15 protein-coding genes are annotated in these 16,886 nt (G+C 69.8%); 8 read left to right on the top strand and 7 right to left on the bottom strand.

All coding sequences use genetic code 11. The features are described 5' to 3' along the window. From ACWEV0_RS16425 to eccD, 5 genes are all read right to left on the bottom strand, one after another. On the bottom strand, positions 1-537 hold a 537-nt coding region (locus ACWEV0_RS16425), incomplete at its 3' end, for a 4-hydroxy-tetrahydrodipicolinate reductase (protein WP_453149970.1). Positions 538-579: 42 nt separating this feature from the next. Continuing rightward, entirely contained in the window at positions 580-1,959 is a 1,380-nt protein-coding gene (locus tag ACWEV0_RS16430; protein WP_453149971.1) for a M16 family metallopeptidase, read from the bottom strand. Beyond that, entirely contained in the window at positions 1,956-4,166 is a 2,211-nt protein-coding gene (locus tag ACWEV0_RS16435) for a polyribonucleotide nucleotidyltransferase (RefSeq protein ID WP_453149972.1), read from the bottom strand. The genes ACWEV0_RS16430 and ACWEV0_RS16435 overlap by 4 nt, the downstream gene beginning before the upstream one ends. A gap of 272 nt (positions 4,167-4,438) precedes the next feature. Then, on the bottom strand, positions 4,439-4,729 hold the full coding sequence (gene rpsO, locus ACWEV0_RS16440; RefSeq protein WP_453149973.1) for a 30S ribosomal protein S15: 291 nt from the start codon (positions 4,727-4,729) through the stop codon (positions 4,439-4,441). 210 nt (positions 4,730-4,939) lie between these two features. Continuing rightward, positions 4,940-6,415 carry a type VII secretion integral membrane protein EccD gene (eccD, locus tag ACWEV0_RS16445; protein ID WP_453149974.1) on the bottom strand — a complete coding sequence of 492 codons (1,476 nt, stop codon included), beginning with the start codon at positions 6,413-6,415 and terminating at the stop codon, positions 4,940-4,942. A 171-nt stretch (positions 6,416-6,586) separates the two neighbouring features. Between eccD and eccCa the strand changes: the two genes are divergently transcribed. From eccCa to ACWEV0_RS16485, 8 genes are all read left to right on the top strand, one after another. Beyond that, positions 6,587-10,537, top strand: a complete 3,951-nt coding sequence (gene eccCa / locus ACWEV0_RS16450) for a type VII secretion protein EccCa (RefSeq protein ID WP_453149975.1) — start codon at positions 6,587-6,589, stop codon at positions 10,535-10,537. Between the two features lie 405 nt (positions 10,538-10,942). Beyond that, the gene (locus ACWEV0_RS16455; RefSeq protein WP_453149976.1) at positions 10,943-11,608 is read left to right on the top strand and encodes a hypothetical protein; all 666 of its coding nucleotides are present in this window, start codon (positions 10,943-10,945) and stop codon (positions 11,606-11,608) included. Between the two features lie 7 nt (positions 11,609-11,615). Then, positions 11,616-12,029: a hypothetical protein gene (locus ACWEV0_RS16460; RefSeq protein ID WP_453149977.1), complete on the top strand. Its 414-nt coding sequence runs from the start codon at positions 11,616-11,618 to the stop codon at positions 12,027-12,029. 22 nt (positions 12,030-12,051) lie between these two features. Continuing rightward, positions 12,052-14,217, top strand: a complete 2,166-nt coding sequence (locus ACWEV0_RS16465; protein ID WP_453149978.1) for a hypothetical protein — start codon at positions 12,052-12,054, stop codon at positions 14,215-14,217. Further along, positions 14,214-14,885 carry a hypothetical protein gene (locus ACWEV0_RS16470; RefSeq protein WP_453149979.1) on the top strand — a complete coding sequence of 224 codons (672 nt, stop codon included), beginning with the start codon at positions 14,214-14,216 and terminating at the stop codon, positions 14,883-14,885. The genes ACWEV0_RS16465 and ACWEV0_RS16470 overlap by 4 nt, the downstream gene beginning before the upstream one ends. Positions 14,886-14,955: 70 nt before the next feature. Next, the gene (locus tag ACWEV0_RS16475) at positions 14,956-15,468 is read left to right on the top strand and encodes a hypothetical protein (RefSeq protein WP_453149980.1); all 513 of its coding nucleotides are present in this window, start codon (positions 14,956-14,958) and stop codon (positions 15,466-15,468) included. 5 nt (positions 15,469-15,473) lie between these two features. Further along, positions 15,474-15,686, top strand: coding sequence for a hypothetical protein (locus tag ACWEV0_RS16480; protein WP_453149981.1), 213 nt, complete (start codon positions 15,474-15,476; stop codon positions 15,684-15,686). A 224-nt stretch (positions 15,687-15,910) separates the two neighbouring features. Continuing rightward, positions 15,911-16,144: a DUF397 domain-containing protein gene (locus ACWEV0_RS16485; protein WP_389209133.1), complete on the top strand. Its 234-nt coding sequence runs from the start codon at positions 15,911-15,913 to the stop codon at positions 16,142-16,144. 65 nt (positions 16,145-16,209) lie between these two features. Here ACWEV0_RS16485 and ACWEV0_RS16490 read toward each other — a convergent pair whose 3' ends face one another. Together ACWEV0_RS16490 and ACWEV0_RS16495 are read right to left on the bottom strand one after the other, a co-directional pair. Next, the gene (locus ACWEV0_RS16490) at positions 16,210-16,518 is read right to left on the bottom strand and encodes a WXG100 family type VII secretion target (RefSeq protein WP_451610316.1); all 309 of its coding nucleotides are present in this window, start codon (positions 16,516-16,518) and stop codon (positions 16,210-16,212) included. A gap of 17 nt (positions 16,519-16,535) precedes the next feature. Beyond that, a complete protein-coding gene (locus ACWEV0_RS16495) occupies positions 16,536-16,865 on the bottom strand; it encodes a hypothetical protein (RefSeq protein ID WP_451610317.1) in 330 nt (109 codons plus the stop codon). Positions 16,866-16,886: the final 21 nt, after the last annotated feature.

Consider the following 16,886-nt stretch of genomic DNA (forward strand, 5'->3'; position numbering starts at 1 on the left):
TCGTCGAAGGAACGTACCTGGCCCGCTCCGTCTACGGCTTCTTCGCCAACGGCGGCGGGATCTGCTACGTCGTACGCATCGAAGACGGGACCGGGTGGCGGTGCCGGAGGGGGCGTCCACCTTGTGCGGGTGGTGCAGCTCGACGACCTCGACGGACTCGAAGTACGGGGCCGCGAGCTGCGCGAACCTCATGGTGAGGACCGCGCCGATGGAGAAGTTCGGCGCGATCAGCACACCGGTCTGCGGGGACTGGTCGAGCCAGCCCCCGAGCTGCGCGAGGCGCTCCTCGGTCCAGCCGGTGGTCCCGACGACCGCGTGGATGCCGTGGCGCACGCAGAAGTCGAGGTTCCCCATGACGGAGCCGGGGGTGGTCAGCTCGACGGCGACCTGGGCGTCCGCCTCGACGAGGGACTCCAGCTTGTCGCCGCGGCCGAGGGCGGCGACCAGTTCCATGTCCTCGGCGGCCTCGACGGCCCTGACCGCCTCGGAGCCGATGCGGCCCTGGGCTCCGAGGACCGCCACGCGCAGCTTGCTCATCTGATTCCTTAGGTGCGGGACTTGGGTGCGGGAACGGGGTGCTCAGGCGACCACGGTGTGGAGGCGGTCGGCCTGCTTGTCCTTCAGCGGTCCTATCACCGAGAGCGAGGGCCGCTGCTCCAGTACATCGCGGGCCACCGCGCGCACTTCTTCGGGGGTGACGGCGGCGATGGTGGCCAGCATGTCGTCGACCGACATCTGGGTGCCCCAGCACAGCTCGCTCTTGCCGATGCGGTTCATCAGCGCGCCGGTGTCCTCCAGGCCGAGCACCGTGGAGCCGGAGAGCTGGCCGACGGCGCGGGCGATCTCCTCGTCGGTGAGCCCGTCCGAGGCCACCTTCTCGAGCTCGTCCCGGCAGATCTTCAGCACGTCGTGGACCTGGCTGGGCCGGCAGCCCGCGTACACGCCGAAGAGGCCGCAGTCGGCGAAGCCGGAGGTGTACGAGTACACGCTGTAGGCCAGGCCGCGCTTCTCCCGTACCTCCTGGAAGAGGCGGGAGGACATGCCGCCGCCGAGGGCGGTGTTCAGCACGCCGAGCGCCCAGCGGCGCTCGTCGGTGCGGGCCAGGCCCGGCATGCCGAGGACCACGTGCGCCTGCTCGGTCTTGCGGCCGAGCACCTCGACCCGGCCCGCCGTCCTGATGGTGCGGTGTCCGTCGCGCGGGGCGACGGGGACGGCGGCGGTACGGGTGAGGGCGCCGGCCTTCTCGAAGGCGCGGCGGACCTGGCGTACCACCGTGGCGTGGTCGACGTTGCCGGCGGCGGCGACGACCAGGTGGGTCGGGTCGTAGTGCTTCTTGTAGAAGCGGGCGATCCGGCCGCGGTCGAGGGCGCTGACGGTCTCGACGGTGCCGAGGACCGGGCGGCCCAGCGGGGTGTCGCCGAACATCGTCTTGGCGAACAGGTCGTGGACCACGTCGCCGGGGTCGTCCTCGGTCATCGCGATCTCTTCGAGGATCGCCCCGCGCTCGATGTTGACGTCCTCTTCGAGGATGAGCGAGCCGGTGAGCATGTCGCAGACGACGTCGATCGCCAGCGGCAGGTCGGTGTCGAGGACCCGGGCGTAGTAGCAGGTGTACTCCTTCGCCGTGAAGGCGTTCATCTCGCCGCCGACCGCGTCGATCGCGGCGGAGATGTCGAGGGCGGACCGCTTCGCGGTGCCCTTGAAGAGGAGGTGCTCCAGGTAGTGGGTGGCGCCGTTGAGCGCCGGGGTCTCGTCCCGGGAGCCGACGTGCGCCCAGATGCCGAAGGTGGCGGAGCGCACCGAGGGCAGGGTCTCGGTGACGATGCGGAGGCCGCCGGGGAGGGTCGTGCGGCGGACCGTGCCGATGCCGTCCTTGCCCGGGAGAAGCGTTTGGGTACGGGCGACGGCCCGCCCCTCGGAGGAGGGGCGGGCCGTCGTCGCGGAACTGCGGGACGTCACTGGTCGGAGGCGTCCTTCTCAGTCTCCTCGCCCTCGATCACGGGGATGAGGGAGAGCTTGCCGCGCTGGTCGATCTCGGCGATCTCGACCTGGACCTTGGCGCCGACCGCGAGCACGTCCTCGACGTTCTCCACGCGCTTGCCACCGGCGAGCTTGCGGATCTGCGAGATGTGCAGCAGGCCGTCCTTGCCGGGCATGAGGGAGACGAAGGCACCGAAGGTGGTGGTCTTGACGACCGTACCCAGGTAGCGCTCGCCGACCTCCGGCATGGTCGGGTTGGCGATGCCGTTGATCGTGGCGCGGGCGGCCTCGGCGGCCGGGCCGTCGGCGGCACCGATGTAGATGGTGCCGTCGTCCTCGATCGTGATCTCGGCGCCGGTGTCCTCCTGGATCTGGTTGATCATCTTGCCCTTGGGGCCGATGACCTCACCGATCTTGTCCACGGGGATCTTGACGGTGATGATCCGCGGGGCGTTCGGGGACATCTCGTCCGGCGTGTCGATCGCTTCCATCATCACGTCGAGGATGTGGAGGCGGGCGTCGCGGGCCTGCTTGAGGGCCGCGGCCAGGACGGAGGCCGGGATGCCGTCCAGCTTGGTGTCGAGCTGGAGGGCGGTGACGAACTCCTTCGTACCGGCGACCTTGAAGTCCATGTCGCCGAAGGCGTCTTCCGCACCGAGGATGTCGGTGAGGGTGACGTAGTGCGTCTCGCCGTCGATCTCCTGGGAGATCAGACCCATGGCGATACCGGCGACCGGGGCCTTCAGCGGCACACCGGCGTTCAGCAGCGACATGGTGGAGGCGCAGACCGAGCCCATGGACGTCGAGCCGTTGGAGCCGAGGGCCTCGGACACCTGGCGGATCGCGTAGGGGAACTCCTCGCGGGTCGGCAGGACCGGGACGAGGGCGCGCTCGGCGAGGGCGCCGTGGCCGATCTCGCGGCGCTTCGGGGAGCCGACGCGGCCGGTCTCGCCGGTGGAGTACGGCGGGAAGTTGTAGTTGTGCATGTAGCGCTTGCGGGTCACCGGGGAGAGGGTGTCCAGCTGCTGCTCCATGCGGAGCATGTTGAGGGTGGTGACGCCCAGGATCTGGGTCTCGCCACGCTCGAACAGGGCGGAGCCGTGCACGCGCGGGATCGCCTCGACCTCGGCGGCGAGCGTACGGATGTCCGTGACGCCACGGCCGTCGATGCGGACCTTGTCCTTGATGACGCGCTCGCGCACCAGGGCCTTGGTCAGGGAGCGGTAGGCGGCGGAGATCTCCTTCTCGCGGCCCTCGAAGGCCGGGAGGAGCTTCTCGGCGGCGAGCTCCTTGACGCGGTCGAGCTCGGCCTCGCGCTCCTGCTTGCCGGCGATGGTGAGCGCCTGGGCGAGCTCGGCGCGGACCGCGTCGGACAGGGCCGCGTACACGTCGTCCTGGTAGTCCAGGAAGATCGGGAACTCGGCCTCGGCCTTGGCGGCCTTGGCGGCGAGGTCGGCCTGGGCCTTGCAGAGGACCTTGATGAACGGCTTCGCGGCCTCGAGGCCGGCGGCGACGATCTCCTCGGTCGGCGCCTCGGCGCCGCCCTTGACGAGCTGGATGGTCTTCTCGGTGGCCTCGGCCTCGACCATCATGATCGCGACGTCGCCGTCCTCCAGGGTGCGGCCCGCGACGACCATGTCGAAGACGGCGTCCTCGAGCTCGGTGTGCGTCGGGAACGCGACCCACTGGCCCTTGATCAGGGCGACGCGGACGCCGCCGATCGGGCCGGAGAAGGGCAGGCCGGCCAGCTGGGTGGACGCGGACGCGGCGTTGATCGCGACGACGTCGTACAGGTGGTCGGGGTTGAGCGCCATGATCGTGGCGACGACCTGGATCTCGTTGCGCAGGCCCTTCTTGAAGGACGGGCGCAGCGGGCGGTCGATCAGGCGGCAGGTGAGGATCGCGTCCTCGGAGGGGCGGCCCTCACGGCGGAAGAAGGAGCCGGGGATCTTGCCGGCGGCGTACATCCGCTCCTCGACGTCCACCGTGAGGGGGAAGAAGTCGAGCTGGTCCTTGGGCTTCTTCGACGCGGTGGTCGCGGAGAGGACCATCGTGTCGTCGTCCAGGTACGCGACGGCGGAGCCGGCGGCCTGGCGGGCCAGGCGGCCCGTCTCGAAGCGGATGGTGCGGGTGCCGAAGGCGCCGTTGTCGATGACGGCCTCGGCGTAGTGGGTCTCGTTCTCCACTAGCGGTTTCTCCTACGTGTTCGTCTTTGCGTCCGCGGACCCGTGTGGTCCGGAACGGTGCGGGAGAAGCACTGTGATGGCGGGCCGGTCTTCGATCGAAGCCTCCGGGAGCACTGCCCGGGGACCACTACCGAGGACCGGCGGCGGGCCGGCTGCTTCTCGCGCGTTGATGTGGCGTTGTGCGACCAGACTAAGGTCCGGTGGCACCTTCGCGCACGTACAGCAAAGGGAGCGGCCCCCTGAAAGTGGGAACCGCTCCCTTCACGGCGTCCTTACTTGGCGCCGCCGGCCGCACCGCGGCGGATGCCGAGGCGGTCGACCAGCGTACGGAAGCGCTGGATGTCCTTCTTGGCCAGGTACTGCAGCAGACGGCGGCGCTGGCCGACCAGGATCAGCAGACCACGACGGGAGTGGTGGTCGTGCTTGTGGGCCTTGAGGTGCTCGGTCAGGTCCGAGATGCGGCGGGACAGCATCGCGACCTGGACCTCGGGGGAGCCGGTGTCGCCCTCCTTGGTGCCGAACTCGGCCATGATCTGCTTCTTGACGGCGGCGTCGAGAGCCACGCGGATCTCCTCTTGGTTCGTGCGCCCACGAGTGCCCCTGGTCTAGGTCTCAGGGGAAACTTCCGTGACTCGGGAGCGAAGGTCCGATGAGCGCTGCTCCCCGAGGTTGCGATGAAGCAGGGCTTCCGGGAGCGCGTACACAAACGGCCGTCACACAGCGTACCAGCTCGCCTCGGGGTGCCGGAGGGCGCCCCGGGGCGGGCCCGGGCTTCAGCCGGTGAGCGAGCGGGCCCGCATGAAGACGTCGAGGACGGCGAGGCACAGCGGGACCAGCGCCAGCAGGACGAAGCCCTCGGTGAGGTCGAGCAGCCTCCCCCAGAAGGGTGACAGGCCCTTCCTCGGGATGATCAGGCCGATCGCGGTGACCAGGGCGGCGCCGGCGGCGACGGCCGCGGTGAGCCAGATCGTACGGATGTCGAGGCCGCCGCGGTCCCCGTACATCACGAGGTCCGCGACCAGGTCGGTCGGCGGGTTCAGGGAGAGGCCCAGGATCAGCAGGGCGATCGCGGCGAGGCCGGCCACCAGGACGCAGGCGACCTGCGAGGTGTAGCGGAAGAGGCGGGCGCGCAGCAGCATCGCGAGGCCGGCGGCGAGGGCGAGCAGCTGGCCCCACCTGTTCCCGGCGAAGCCGAGCACCGCGCAGGAGCCGACGACGACGGCCGCGCAGCCGCCGACCAGGCCGAGCAGCATCTCGTGGCCGCGGCGGGCCTGCAGCGCGATCCGCTCGGCGTCGACGGGCTGGGCCTCGGCGAGCACGGGCTGGTGCGGGTCGGCGGCGAAGTCGTCGTCGGTGGCGCTGCGCGGGGAGGCGTAGCCGATGGGCAGGCGGGCGAAGCGGGCCGAGAGGCCGGGCAGGAAGGCGACCAGGCCGATGGCGGCGGGCACGCACACGGCGGCGGTCTCGGTGGCGGACGCCTCGGTGAGGATCGCGGCGAAGGTGGCGAGGGTGCCGACGGTGGCCAGGAAGGTCGCGGCGACGAAGGGGGCGTCGCCGCTCGGGGTGAGCGCGACGAGGGTGACGGCGGCGACCAGGACGGTGACGCAGCCGAGCAGGAACTGGAGCCGGCCGGGGCCGTGGCCGGCGTCGGGGGCGATGATCCCGGAGCCGGCGATGAGCAGCAGCGGCAGCGCGCCGAGGCCGAGGGCGACGGCGGTGGCCCGGTCTCCGTACACCCGGGCGCGGACGCCGGCGAAGGCGGTGAGGAGCACGCCGGCGGCGCCCGCGATGATGCCGGGCAGGCTGTGCATGTCGTGGCGGACCGGGTCGGCGAACCAGAGCACGAAGCCCATGAGGACGAGCAGCAGCACCGCGCCGACGAGTCCGGCGCCGCGCAGCAGCTCGTCGCTCCACAGGTGCCGGTCGCGGGTGACGGCGGAGGCGACGGCGTCGGACACGTCGTCGAAGACGGCGGGCGGCAGGGACTCGGCGAACGGGCGCAGGCTGAGCACCTCGCCGTCGAGGACCTGCTGGGCGGCGAGCGTGCGGGCGCCGTCGAGGACGGTGCCGTCGCGGCGGACGAGGTGGTAGCCGGTGGGGGCGCCGGCCGGCTGGGTCTGTCCGGTGAGCCGCAGGATCTCCGGGTAGACGTCGGCGACGGCGATGTCCTCCGGGAGTGCCACGTCGATGCGGCTGTCCGGCGCCACGACGGTGACGCGGCAGAAGCCGGTCGCTGCGGTCGTACTCACGTTTCTGGACCCCCTGATTCGCGGTTGCGCACGGTGCGGGTCACCCTACCGGGGTCCTGTGTCAGTGGCTGCAAGTAGGATCCTTTGCTCTCGGGGGGAGACCGTCGCGAACGGGGCGCCGGTGCGGAAGCTCCCTCACGAGCCCGCCCGTAACGAGGGATTGATGCGCCGGTGAGCCAGATCGTCGTCAAACGCCCGCCGAGGTCCCTTCCTCCGGAAGTCCCCAGTGAGGAACTGGTCCTGGAGTCCCCGCCGGAACTGCCGCGGGGGCAGCAGGAGTCCGCGCTGATGCAGCTCCTGCCGATGCTCGGCATGGGCTCGTCGGTGGTGTTCTTCTTCATGACGCCGTCCCCGATCATGAAGATCATGGGCACGCTGATGCTGGCGTCGACGGTCGGCATGGCGATCGCCCAGTTCGTCAGATTCCGCCGGGGTGCGCAGGGGCAAATGGCCGATGTCCGGCGGGACTACCTCAAATACCTCGCCCAGACGCGGCGTGCGGTGCGGCGCACCGCGCGCAGGCAGCGCGACGCGCAGCTGTATCTGCACCCGGCGCCCGAGCAGTTGTGGTCGGTGGTCGCGGAGGGCTCGCGGGTCTGGGAGCGGCGGGTCGGCGACAACGACTTCGCGCAGGCGCGGATCGGGCTCGGCGCCCAGCAGTTGGCGACGCCGCTGGTGGCGCCCGACACGGCGCCGGTGGACGAGCTCGAACCGCTGTGCGCGGGCGCGATGCAGCAGTTCCTGGCGGTGCACGGCACGCTGGACGGGCTGCCGATGGCGGTGTCGCTGCGGGCCTTCTACCACGTGACGGTGTCCGGCGACCCGGAGGCGGCGCAGTCCGCGGCGCGCGGTCTCGTCGCCCAACTGGTCACGCTGCACTCCCCCGACGACCTGATGGTGGCCGTGGTGGCGGCGCGGGGCGCGCAGGAGCGCTGGGACTGGACGAAGTGGCTGCCGCACACGCAGGTGCCGGGCGCGGTCGACGGGGCCGGCACGAAGCGCCTGTTCGGCGACGACCTGGGCGAGCTGGAGCAGCTGCTCCGGTCGCGGCTCGACGGGCGGCCGCGGTTCAGCCGGGACAGCCAGCCGGTCCTGGACCAGCCGCACGTCGTGGTCGTCCTCGACGGCGGGATGGTGCCGCCGGACTCGCTGTTCGCGGCGGCCGAGGGGCTGCAGGGCGTGACCATCGTCGAGGTGGTGTCCGGCGAGCTCGACGAGCCGCGCGGCGGTCTGTCGGTGGTCGTGCGGCCCGGGCGGCTGCGCCTGGAGTCGGGCGGCGGTTTCGCGTACGAGGGCGTGCCGGACGTCATGTCGCTCCAGGCCGCCGAGGCGCTGGCCCGGCAGCTGGCGCCGCTGCGGATGGGCGGCGGGGACGACGACGAACCGCTGCTCGCCAACCTGGACTTCACCGATCTGCTGAACCTGGGCGACGCGGCGTCGGTGGACGTGGCGCGCACCTGGCGGCCGAGGTCGGTCGCGGAGCGGCTGCGGGTGCCGATCGGCGTCGGCGAGGACGGCGGGCCGGTCATGCTGGACCTGAAGGAGGCCGCGCAGGAGGGCATGGGCCCGCACGGCCTGTGCGTGGGCGCGACCGGTTCCGGCAAGTCGGAGCTGCTGCGCACGCTGGTCCTCGGCCTCGCGGTGACGCACTCCTCGGAGACGCTGAACTTCGTCCTCGCGGACTTCAAGGGTGGCGCGACCTTCGCCGGCATGTCGCAGATGCCGCACGTGGCGGCGGTCATCACCAACCTGGCCGACGACCTGACGCTGGTCGACCGCATGGGTGACGCGATCCGCGGCGAGCTGCAGCGGCGCCAGGAGCTGCTGCGCTCCGCGGGCAACTACGCCAACATCCACGACTACGAGAAGGCGCGGGCGGCCGGCGCTCCGCTGGAGCCGCTGGCCTCTCTCGTCCTGGTCATCGACGAGTTCTCCGAGCTGCTCACCGCCAAGCCTGACTTCATCGACATGTTCATCCAGATCGGCCGCATCGGCCGCTCCCTGGGTGTGCATCTGCTGCTCGCCTCGCAGCGCCTGGAGGAGGGCAAGCTGCGCGGCCTCGACACGTACCTGTCGTACCGGATCGGTCTGCGGACCTTCTCGGCGGCGGAGTCGCGCACGGCGATCGGTGTGCCGGACGCGTACCACCTGCCGTCGGTGCCGGGTTCGGGCTATCTGAAGTTCGGTACGGACGAGATGACCCGCTTCAAGGCGGCGTACGTCTCCGGCACGTACCGCACCGGGGGGCCGCGTCTGGAGGCCGGGAACATGCCGATCGAGCGGCGGCCCGCGCTGTTCACGGCGTCGCCGGTGCCGGTGGTGTACGCGGCGCCGGACCCGGCGTACCTGACGGCGCAGCGGTCCGAGGAGGACGACGCGCTCGCGGACACCGTCCTCGACGTGATCGTGCGCCGCCTGGAGGGGCAGGGCGTGCCGGCCCACCAGGTGTGGCTGCCGCCGCTCGACCAGGCGCCGTCGCTCGACCAGCTGCTTCCCGGGCTCGCGCAGACGGCGGACCGCGGGCTCACCGCGACCGAGTACACCCGGCCGGGTGGGCTCACCGTGCCGCTCGGCCTCATCGACAAGCCCTTCGAGCAGCGGCGCGAGGTGCTGTACCGGGACTTCTCCGGTGCGGCGGGCCACATGATGGTGGTCGGCGGTCCGCAGTCCGGCAAGTCGACCCTGATGCGGGCGCTGATCTCGTCGTTCGCGCTCACCCACACCCCGGCCGAGGTGCAGTTCTACTGCCTGGACTTCGGCGGCGGCGGCCTGTCGGCGATCGCGGAGCTGCCGCACGTCGGCGGTGTGGCGTCCCGGCTCGACCCGGAGCGGGTGCGGCGCACGGTCGCCGAGGTGCTCGGCGTGCTCAACCGGCGCGAGGAGTTCTTCCGTTCGCAGAACATCGACTCCATCGCCACCTACCGGCGCAAGCGGGCGGCCGGCGAACTGCCCTCGGAGGCGTGGGGCGACGTCTTCCTGGTCATCGACGGCTGGGGCGGCTTCAAGAACGAGTACGAGGGCCTGGAGGCGTCCGTCGCGGACATCGCCTCCCGCGGCCTCGGCTACGGCATCCACGTGGTCATCACCGCCGCCCGCTACATGGAGGTGCGCGCCGCCCTCAAGGACCAGATGCTGGGGCGTCTGGAGCTGCGGCTCGGTGACGTCATGGACTCCGAGTTCGACCGCAAGGTCGCGGCGAACGTGCCGCAGGGCGTGCCCGGACGCGGCCAGGTCCCGGAGAAGCTGCACTTCATGGGCGCGCTGCCGCGCATCGACGGCTCCAGCTCGGCGAGCGACCTCGCGGACGGCACGGCGGCCTTCGTCGAGGCCGTGCGCGGCGCCTGGCACGGGCCGTCGACCCCGCCCGTACGGCTCCTGCCGCACAAGCTGTCGGCGGACCGGCTGCCGAAGGGCTTCGAGTTCCCGCAGCACGGCATCGCGATCGGCATCGACGAGACGCGCCTGGAGCCGGTGTTCGTCAACTTCGACACCGACCCGTTCTTCCTGATCTTCGGCGAGAGCGAGTCCGGCAAGACCAACCTGCTGCGGCTCATCGCCAAGCAGATCGGCGAGCGCTACTCCCCCGACGAGGCCAAACTCGTCGTCGGCGACTACCGGCGGTCGCTGCTCGGCAGCCTGCCGGAGGAGCACCTCCTGGAGTACGCGCCGATGGCGGGCGCCATGCAGATGCACATGGAGGCCCTGTCGGGCGTGTTCGCGCGCCGCCAGCCGCCGCAGGACGTGACGCCGCAGCAGCTGCGCGACCGCAGCTGGTGGTCGGGCCCGCAGGTCTTCATCATCGTCGACGACTACGACCTGGTCGCGACGAGCGCCGGCAACCCGCTGGCCCCGCTCGCCGAGTTCCTCCCGTTCGCACGTGACACGGGCGTCCGCTTCATCATCGCCCGCAACAGCGCGGGCGCCTCGCGCTCGATGTACGAGGCGTTCATGCAGCGCATCAAGGAACTGGGCGCGCAGGGCGTCGTCCTGTCCGGCGACCCGTCGGAGGGCGACCTGCTCGGCAACGCACGGCCGCGGCCGATGCCGGCGGGGCGCGGTCTGTTCGTGTCGCGACGGGGTCAGGCGTCGCTGGTGCAGACGGGGCAGATGCCGAGGGAGTAGGGAGCGAGGCGAGGCGGTGGCGGGCGGGCGGGGAACGGGGCCGGAGAGCGGGGCCACGGGAACCGCGCCCGTGGCGGCGCCGCGGAACGGGGCCCGTGGGCGGCACCGGGGAAACGGGCCGGTGGGCGACACCGGGGAACGGCGCCCGTGAGCGGCACCGGGGAACGGGCCGGTGTGCGACCGGGAAACCGCGCCCGTGAGCGACACCGGGAAACGGGCCGGTGTGCGACACCGGGGAACCGGGCCGGTGAGCGACACCGGGAAACCGCGCCCGCGAGCGGCACCGGGGAACGGCGCCCGTGAGCGGCACCGGGGAAACGGGCGGTGAGCGGCGCAGGGGAACGGCGCCGCCCGCCACCGTACGGACGACAGTCGAGAGGAGACCAAGTGGAGGTCCGGCAGGCCATGACGGTCCGTTTGCGCGCCTGGGGCGTGTGCGCCGCGGTGGCGGTGCTCGCGACGGCGCTGACCGGATGCGGCGCGGTCGGGAACGCGAACGACGAGATGCGTTCCTCGTCGTTCCACTCCTCCGGCGGCACGACGGCGTTCGCCGGCGGGTGGCAGGAGATGTGGTGGAACCCCGACCAGGGTCTGCGCCTCAAGGCCACCTGGGTCGGCGGCTCGGGCGAGATGTACTGCAAGGACGGCACGACGTACACCGGTGCCGCGCTCCTCGCCCAGGGTCTGCGCCAGAAGGGCGAGCCGGTCACCGTGCCGGACCGGCTGGCAGGGACGTACGTGACCTCCGAGCTGCCCGACGACGCCGGCTGCGACACCTACTTCACGATCCCCGACCGGGCCGAGCGCGCCTCCGACCGCGACCGCACCCTCCGCGGCAGGAGCACCGAGGCCTTCACGGTCGAGGCGGCGGCCGGCGCCTCGGACGCGTCCTCCGACACGTACTACGTGGAGAGCGACACCTCGCGCCTCGTCCTGCTGGAGTCGACGCGGAACGGGCGGTCCAGCACGACGACGTACGACTCGTTCGGGGGAAAGTTCACGATCACGTTGCCGGCGGCGGAACGGACGATGCCGCTGGAGGAGTTCCGTAGCCAGGTCACGGGAGGCTGAGATCACCATGGGATTCGACGACGAATGGAACCGGCACAAGAGCGTCGCGAGCACGCGGCTCAACCAGCTTCCCTCCGACCCCGGCGGAGGCGGTGGCGGGGCCCCTGACCTGGCGACGACGCCGGCGAGGAAGAAGAAGGCCGCGGGCATCATCGAGACCGACATACAGCCCGGCGTGACGTCGGCTGCGGACGCCGCGGACGAGGGCACCAGCGGTGCCGTCGCCGAGTTCAAGGGCTGGGACACCGCGGCGGGCCTGAAGCAGGCCCACGAGCACTGGGACAGCCAGGTCAAGCGGCTGATGGCCCGGCTCGACTCGGAGAAGAAGGCGCTGCGCGGCGCGTCGACGCTGTTCAAGAACAACGACTTCGAGACGGGCTTCAGCTTCGCCCCGACGCAGTCGAAGGTCTCGGGACTGTAGGACGGGAAAGGGGGGCATCGCGATGCCGACGTACCAGGAGATCATGCAGACCGACCTCGGCAAGCTGAGCACGGCCGCCGACGGCTGGAAGAGCATGGCCGAGAAGTTCAAGAAGGTCGAGGACCTGTACGAGAAGGAGGTCCAGGGCGTCGCCACCGACAACCCGCTGTGGACCGGCCAGGCCCAGCAGGTCAGCGCCACGAACTTCGCGATCACCCGGAAAGAGCTCGACTCGGCGCAGAAGGAGGCGCTCGCCATGGAGTCGCTGCTCCGCGACGCCCACGGCACCTTCACCGAGCTCAAGGGGCGCGTGAAGGCGGCGGTCGACGAGGCGATAGCCGCCGGCATGAAGGTCTCCGAGTACGGCAACGCGAGCTACGACTTCAGCAAGGTCGACGCCCAGGAGGCCAACGCCATCCGGCACGACCCCGATCTCCACGAGACGGAACTGTCGTACACGCGCAAGATCAGCGACGCGGTCAAGGCGGTCACCGACTTCGACGCGGACGTGAAGGTGGCCCTGCTCAACGCCTCCGGCGCGGACGGCAGCGCGGCGCTCGGCTTCAACTCCAAGCCCGTCAACGACGTCGAGGCCGTCGAGGCGCTCAAGCTCTCGGAGAAGGTCCGCGAGGGCAAGGCGTCGAAGGAGGAGCTTGAGCACTACCGCGACATCCTGGCCCAGAACTCCAAGGACCCGCACTTCAGCGAGGCGTACCTGGACGGCCTCGGCGCGAAGGACACCCTGAAGATCGCGGACCGGATGAACCTGGCGGCGAACGAGCGCGGCATACCCGCCGACCAGAAGAAGCTCTACGAGTCGATCAACGCGGGCCTCGCGGACACGATCGCCTCGGGCACGAAGGACCCGAACAGCTACGCGTACCGGCCGTTCGTGGACGGCCTGAAGGCGCTCGGCGGCCAGAACCTGGCCAGCAACACCCAGCCGACGCTCGGCTACCAGATGCTCGTGACACTGATGAACGCGGGCGAGCCGAAGGGCTTCGGCAAGGAATTCCTGAACGAGATCGGCGACGACATGATCTCGATCGAGAAGAAGAAGCCCGAGGTCTGGCTGCACTTCTTCGACGGCCAGCGCCCGAACATCGTCCACGATCCCCTCGACGGCCTGCTCGACATCATGAGCAAGGACCCCGCGGACGCCGAGTACTTCCTCGACCCCAAGGCCCCGGGCAACGCGAACGAACACCTGAAGTTCCTCCTCACCGACCGCAAGTGGCCGGACCCGCTGATGAACACGCTCTACTCGGCGCCGATGGAGATGGACGACCCCTCCAAGGCGACGGGCCTGGGCAACGCGATCCAGGCGGCGGCCACGGGGCACGCGCCGGGCGAGAAGCTGGGGGAGGTGGGGCTGCACAGCGAAGGCCAGGCGCGGGTTATGCACAACGCGATCAAGTTCCTCGACGACGACCAGGGCGGTGCCGAGTTCCCCGAGGACTTGGCGAACCTCCGTCAACCGATGGCAAGGGCCCTTGCGGACTATGTCGCCGATACGCACCTCACGCTCACCGGGCAGGAGGCGGAGTACGGGGAGGTCGACGGCAAGGATTCCATCACCACCCGTCCGGGATCGGGCGACACGTCGAGCATTGCCGTAGGGCAGGGCAGCCTCGTTCGCGTCATGCGTGGCATCGCTGACGACGGTCCGTCCTACGCCCTCCTCTATGAGGCGGAGCGCTCCTACTCCGCCCATCTGCTCGGCGAGGCTCCGCCCTTCCACGGCGATCCTCAGCACTCGCAGAGCGCGGAATGGGACCACCGGTCGCGGAACATCGGCATGGCAATGGGCGCCCTCAACGAGATCGGCGCTGATGTGTACGTGGACAAGGCGGACGACAGGGTGAAGTGGGCCGAAGGCACCTCGGAGCACACGGCCGCCGCGGTCAACGGAATGATCGGAGAGATCCCCGTCGTCGGGACCGTGGGAGGCTCGATCATCGACTCCGTCAAATACGAATGGGTGAAGGACGTCACCGACCTCGCGGAGGAAGAACGAGACAAGAAGATCAGCAGCAACTTCGCCTCGGGCAAGCAGGGCATGACCAAGATCTTCAACGAATGGCAGAACCAGGGGAACTTGGCCCCCGGTCCCTTCAATTCCGCACGGGATTCCGCCTACGACGGTCACGACGCCGGCATCAACGAAGCCAGGAAGCATCTGGGATGAGGAAGACGTTGAAGCTCCACCCATGGCTCGCGCTCGCAGCCGTTTCCGCGGTCGCCATGACCTCCTGCACCTCCGGGTCGGCGAGCCCTCCGGAGGACAGGCTCTGCTCTATCGCGCCGGGTTCTGTCGAGGAACAGTTGCTGCACACCGTCATCCGGACGAAAAACTTCAGAACTGACTCATCCCAACCTCGCGACCAGCGCTTTGTAGAGAGGATGGAGGAGAACCTCCACAACATCGCGGACCCAGCCGCGACATACACCGTCTCGGGATGCTCCTACGTACCGAAGGGGCAAGCGGGCATAGGCCGCGCCACGCTCGACTTCGATTGGGTATCCCTTGACGACGCACAGAAGCGCCGGATCGAAAAGGAAACCCGCGAATACCGGCTGAACGGCGCAACCGGAAATTCCAATGACGTCATGACCAACCTGTACGTCCAGTGCCTGATGCCAAATGAACTGAAGGAACAGTCACGGAAGGTCGTCCTTCACGCAGAGGCCGTGTTCACGGTAAATCTGGGTCCCGTCCACGATCACCACACCCAGGACCAGCAGATGGACTTCGTCTACCGCATGACGCGCAGAGCCACGGAGGTCCTGGGCTGCGAGAACAAGCCGCTGGAGAAGGAGCCCGTCGTGAAGCCATTCGGGAATGGCACATCATGAGCCGTGTGGCACAAGATCGCCTCAACGTCGCCACCGTTCGAGTCGTCACCCCCACCTGAAGGTTGACCCCATGGGCCTCTTTGACAAACTGACCGGAACCAAGCGCCCGAGCCTGGGCGTAGGGCCCCGTTCCGCCGCGGAGGTCCGGGAGGCGCTGCTCGCGGTCAACAGCGCGGACAAGCCGTACGTCGTGCGTAACGCCCGCCCGGCGGAGAAGGCCGACCTGGTGGCGGAGTGGCGGATCCTGGAGCCTGCCTGGCGGACCTTCTTCCTGGAGTCTCAGCCGGAGCAGAGCCTCAAGATCAAAATGCGCCTGGTCGCCGACAAGCACGAGGTGCGGGCGCTCGACGAGCAGCTGGAGATCAACTGGGTCGGCGGCACGCCCAGGCTGGCCACCTCGGCCGAGTACACCCGCGGGCAGGTGACCACGACGTCCAAGCGATGGACGATCGAACGGGGCGCCGACGGCCGCCGGCACCTCGTCGAGGACTTCGCTTTCGACACACGGCAGTTGAAGGATCCCCTGCGCGAGGCGGTCCTCGGCGCGGGATGGACCTGGCGGGGAATCCTGGTCAGGCTCTGACCGGCGTGAGGGACACGGAGCCGCGCGAAGGACCCGCGGCGAGGCCATGGCTGCTGGCGGCTGCTCTCCTGCTGCTGCCACTTGGCGTGGCCTGCACGCCGTCCGCGGACGCGCATCGTTTCTCCCAGGGGACGCCTGGGGCGGAGGACCTGAACATCTGGACCGCGCAGATCTCGGGAAGCGAGTCACGCATCTGGATCGAGGCGTTCGACCTGTGACAGCTGCGCCCTGGCGCCCCTGGGAGGGGGTGCGGATCACCACTTGCAACGGCGCGAAGGGGCCGCCGGCCGCGAAAGCGTGCGAGGCGGTCTCGGGGCCGGTTCGCCGAGCGCGTAGGTGGCGGTGATTCCGGAGGATCCGGATGACAGGCGCAGGCCCGGCCGCCCATCATTGACCTGCAACGTGGTTGCGCCGCCGTCGACGCACGAAGGAGCAGAGCCAGATGGGCACTCAGCAGGAGAAGGACGAGCTGTACGCGCTCGACATCAGCGGTGTCGAGTGGCAGGGCGCCCCCGGCACGAGCCCCGACGAGGAGCGGGTGGAGATCGCGCACCTGCCGGGCGGTGGCATCGCGATGCGTTCGTCGCTCGACCACGACACGGTGCTGCGCTACACGAAGGCGGAGTGGGACGCGTTCGTGCTGGGCGCGAAGGACGGCGAGTTCGACCTGATGTGAGGACGCGAGCACATGAGCTGAGGCCCGCCCCGGAAGGGGCGGGCCTCAGCTCATGTGGCTACCGGTCAGAAGGACTCGGTGAACAGGCGCGACGCCTTGACGTCCGTGGCGCGGTAGTTGTCCTTGCCCTGCTCGACGATCTGGGCCACCTTCTCCAGGCGGTCCTTCATGTCCGTGGCGCGCTTCTTGTACTTGCCCTGGAGGGTCTCGTACTCACGGTGCGCGTCACCGTCCCACGTGTCGGTGACGACCCGCAGCGCGGTGTCCATCTCCTCAAGGTCCTTGATGATGTGCTGCGAGACCGTCCGGATACGGTTCGCCATCTCCTGGACGCTCTCGTACCGAACCTTGGTGCCGGCGTTGTCGACAGACATGGTGCTCCCCCTTTTCGTCAGATGTTGTTGAGCGCGGAGTTGTTGACGGCGGCGAAGGTGGCACGCACGTCGTCGTCGTTCGCGTTGCTGAGGTTCTTCGTCTCGCCGACGGCGTGGAGCAGCACGTTCAGCAGGCGACGGATGGTGTCGTGGTCCTCGTTGACGAGGGTCTGGGCCTGCTTGAAGCCGGCGGCACCGACACCGGTCCAGCCGGCGCTGCAGGTCTCCAGGATGTCGGCGAGCTCACGCGCCTGCTTGGTGACCGCCTCGCCGGTCTCCATGATCTTGTTCTTCGCCTTGACGATCGGATCGTCTGCGAGTCCGAACCCACCTGCGGGAGTGGTCATGTGATGCTCCTCTTGTTGTCG

This window comes from Streptomyces sp. NPDC003943 (genome assembly GCF_053605265.1).

What these genes read in the sequence shown, in the direction of transcription:
- ACWEV0_RS16475 (WP_453149980.1), top strand. Translation starts at nt 14,956, where the DNA reads ATGGGCCTCTTTGACAAACTGACCGGAACCAAGCGCCCGAGCCTGGGC.
- ACWEV0_RS16490 (WP_451610316.1), bottom strand. Translation starts at nt 16,518, where the DNA reads ATGTCTGTCGACAACGCCGGCACCAAGGTTCGGTACGAGAGCGTCCAG.
- ACWEV0_RS16495 (WP_451610317.1), bottom strand. Translation starts at nt 16,865, where the DNA reads ATGACCACTCCCGCAGGTGGGTTCGGACTCGCAGACGATCCGATCGTC.
- ACWEV0_RS16460 (WP_453149977.1), top strand. Translation starts at nt 11,616, where the DNA reads ATGGGATTCGACGACGAATGGAACCGGCACAAGAGCGTCGCGAGCACG.
- ACWEV0_RS16455 (WP_453149976.1), top strand. Translation starts at nt 10,943, where the DNA reads ATGACGGTCCGTTTGCGCGCCTGGGGCGTGTGCGCCGCGGTGGCGGTG.
- ACWEV0_RS16470 (WP_453149979.1), top strand. Translation starts at nt 14,214, where the DNA reads ATGAGGAAGACGTTGAAGCTCCACCCATGGCTCGCGCTCGCAGCCGTT.
- ACWEV0_RS16465 (WP_453149978.1), top strand. Translation starts at nt 12,052, where the DNA reads ATGCCGACGTACCAGGAGATCATGCAGACCGACCTCGGCAAGCTGAGC.
- ACWEV0_RS16485 (WP_389209133.1), top strand. Translation starts at nt 15,911, where the DNA reads ATGGGCACTCAGCAGGAGAAGGACGAGCTGTACGCGCTCGACATCAGC.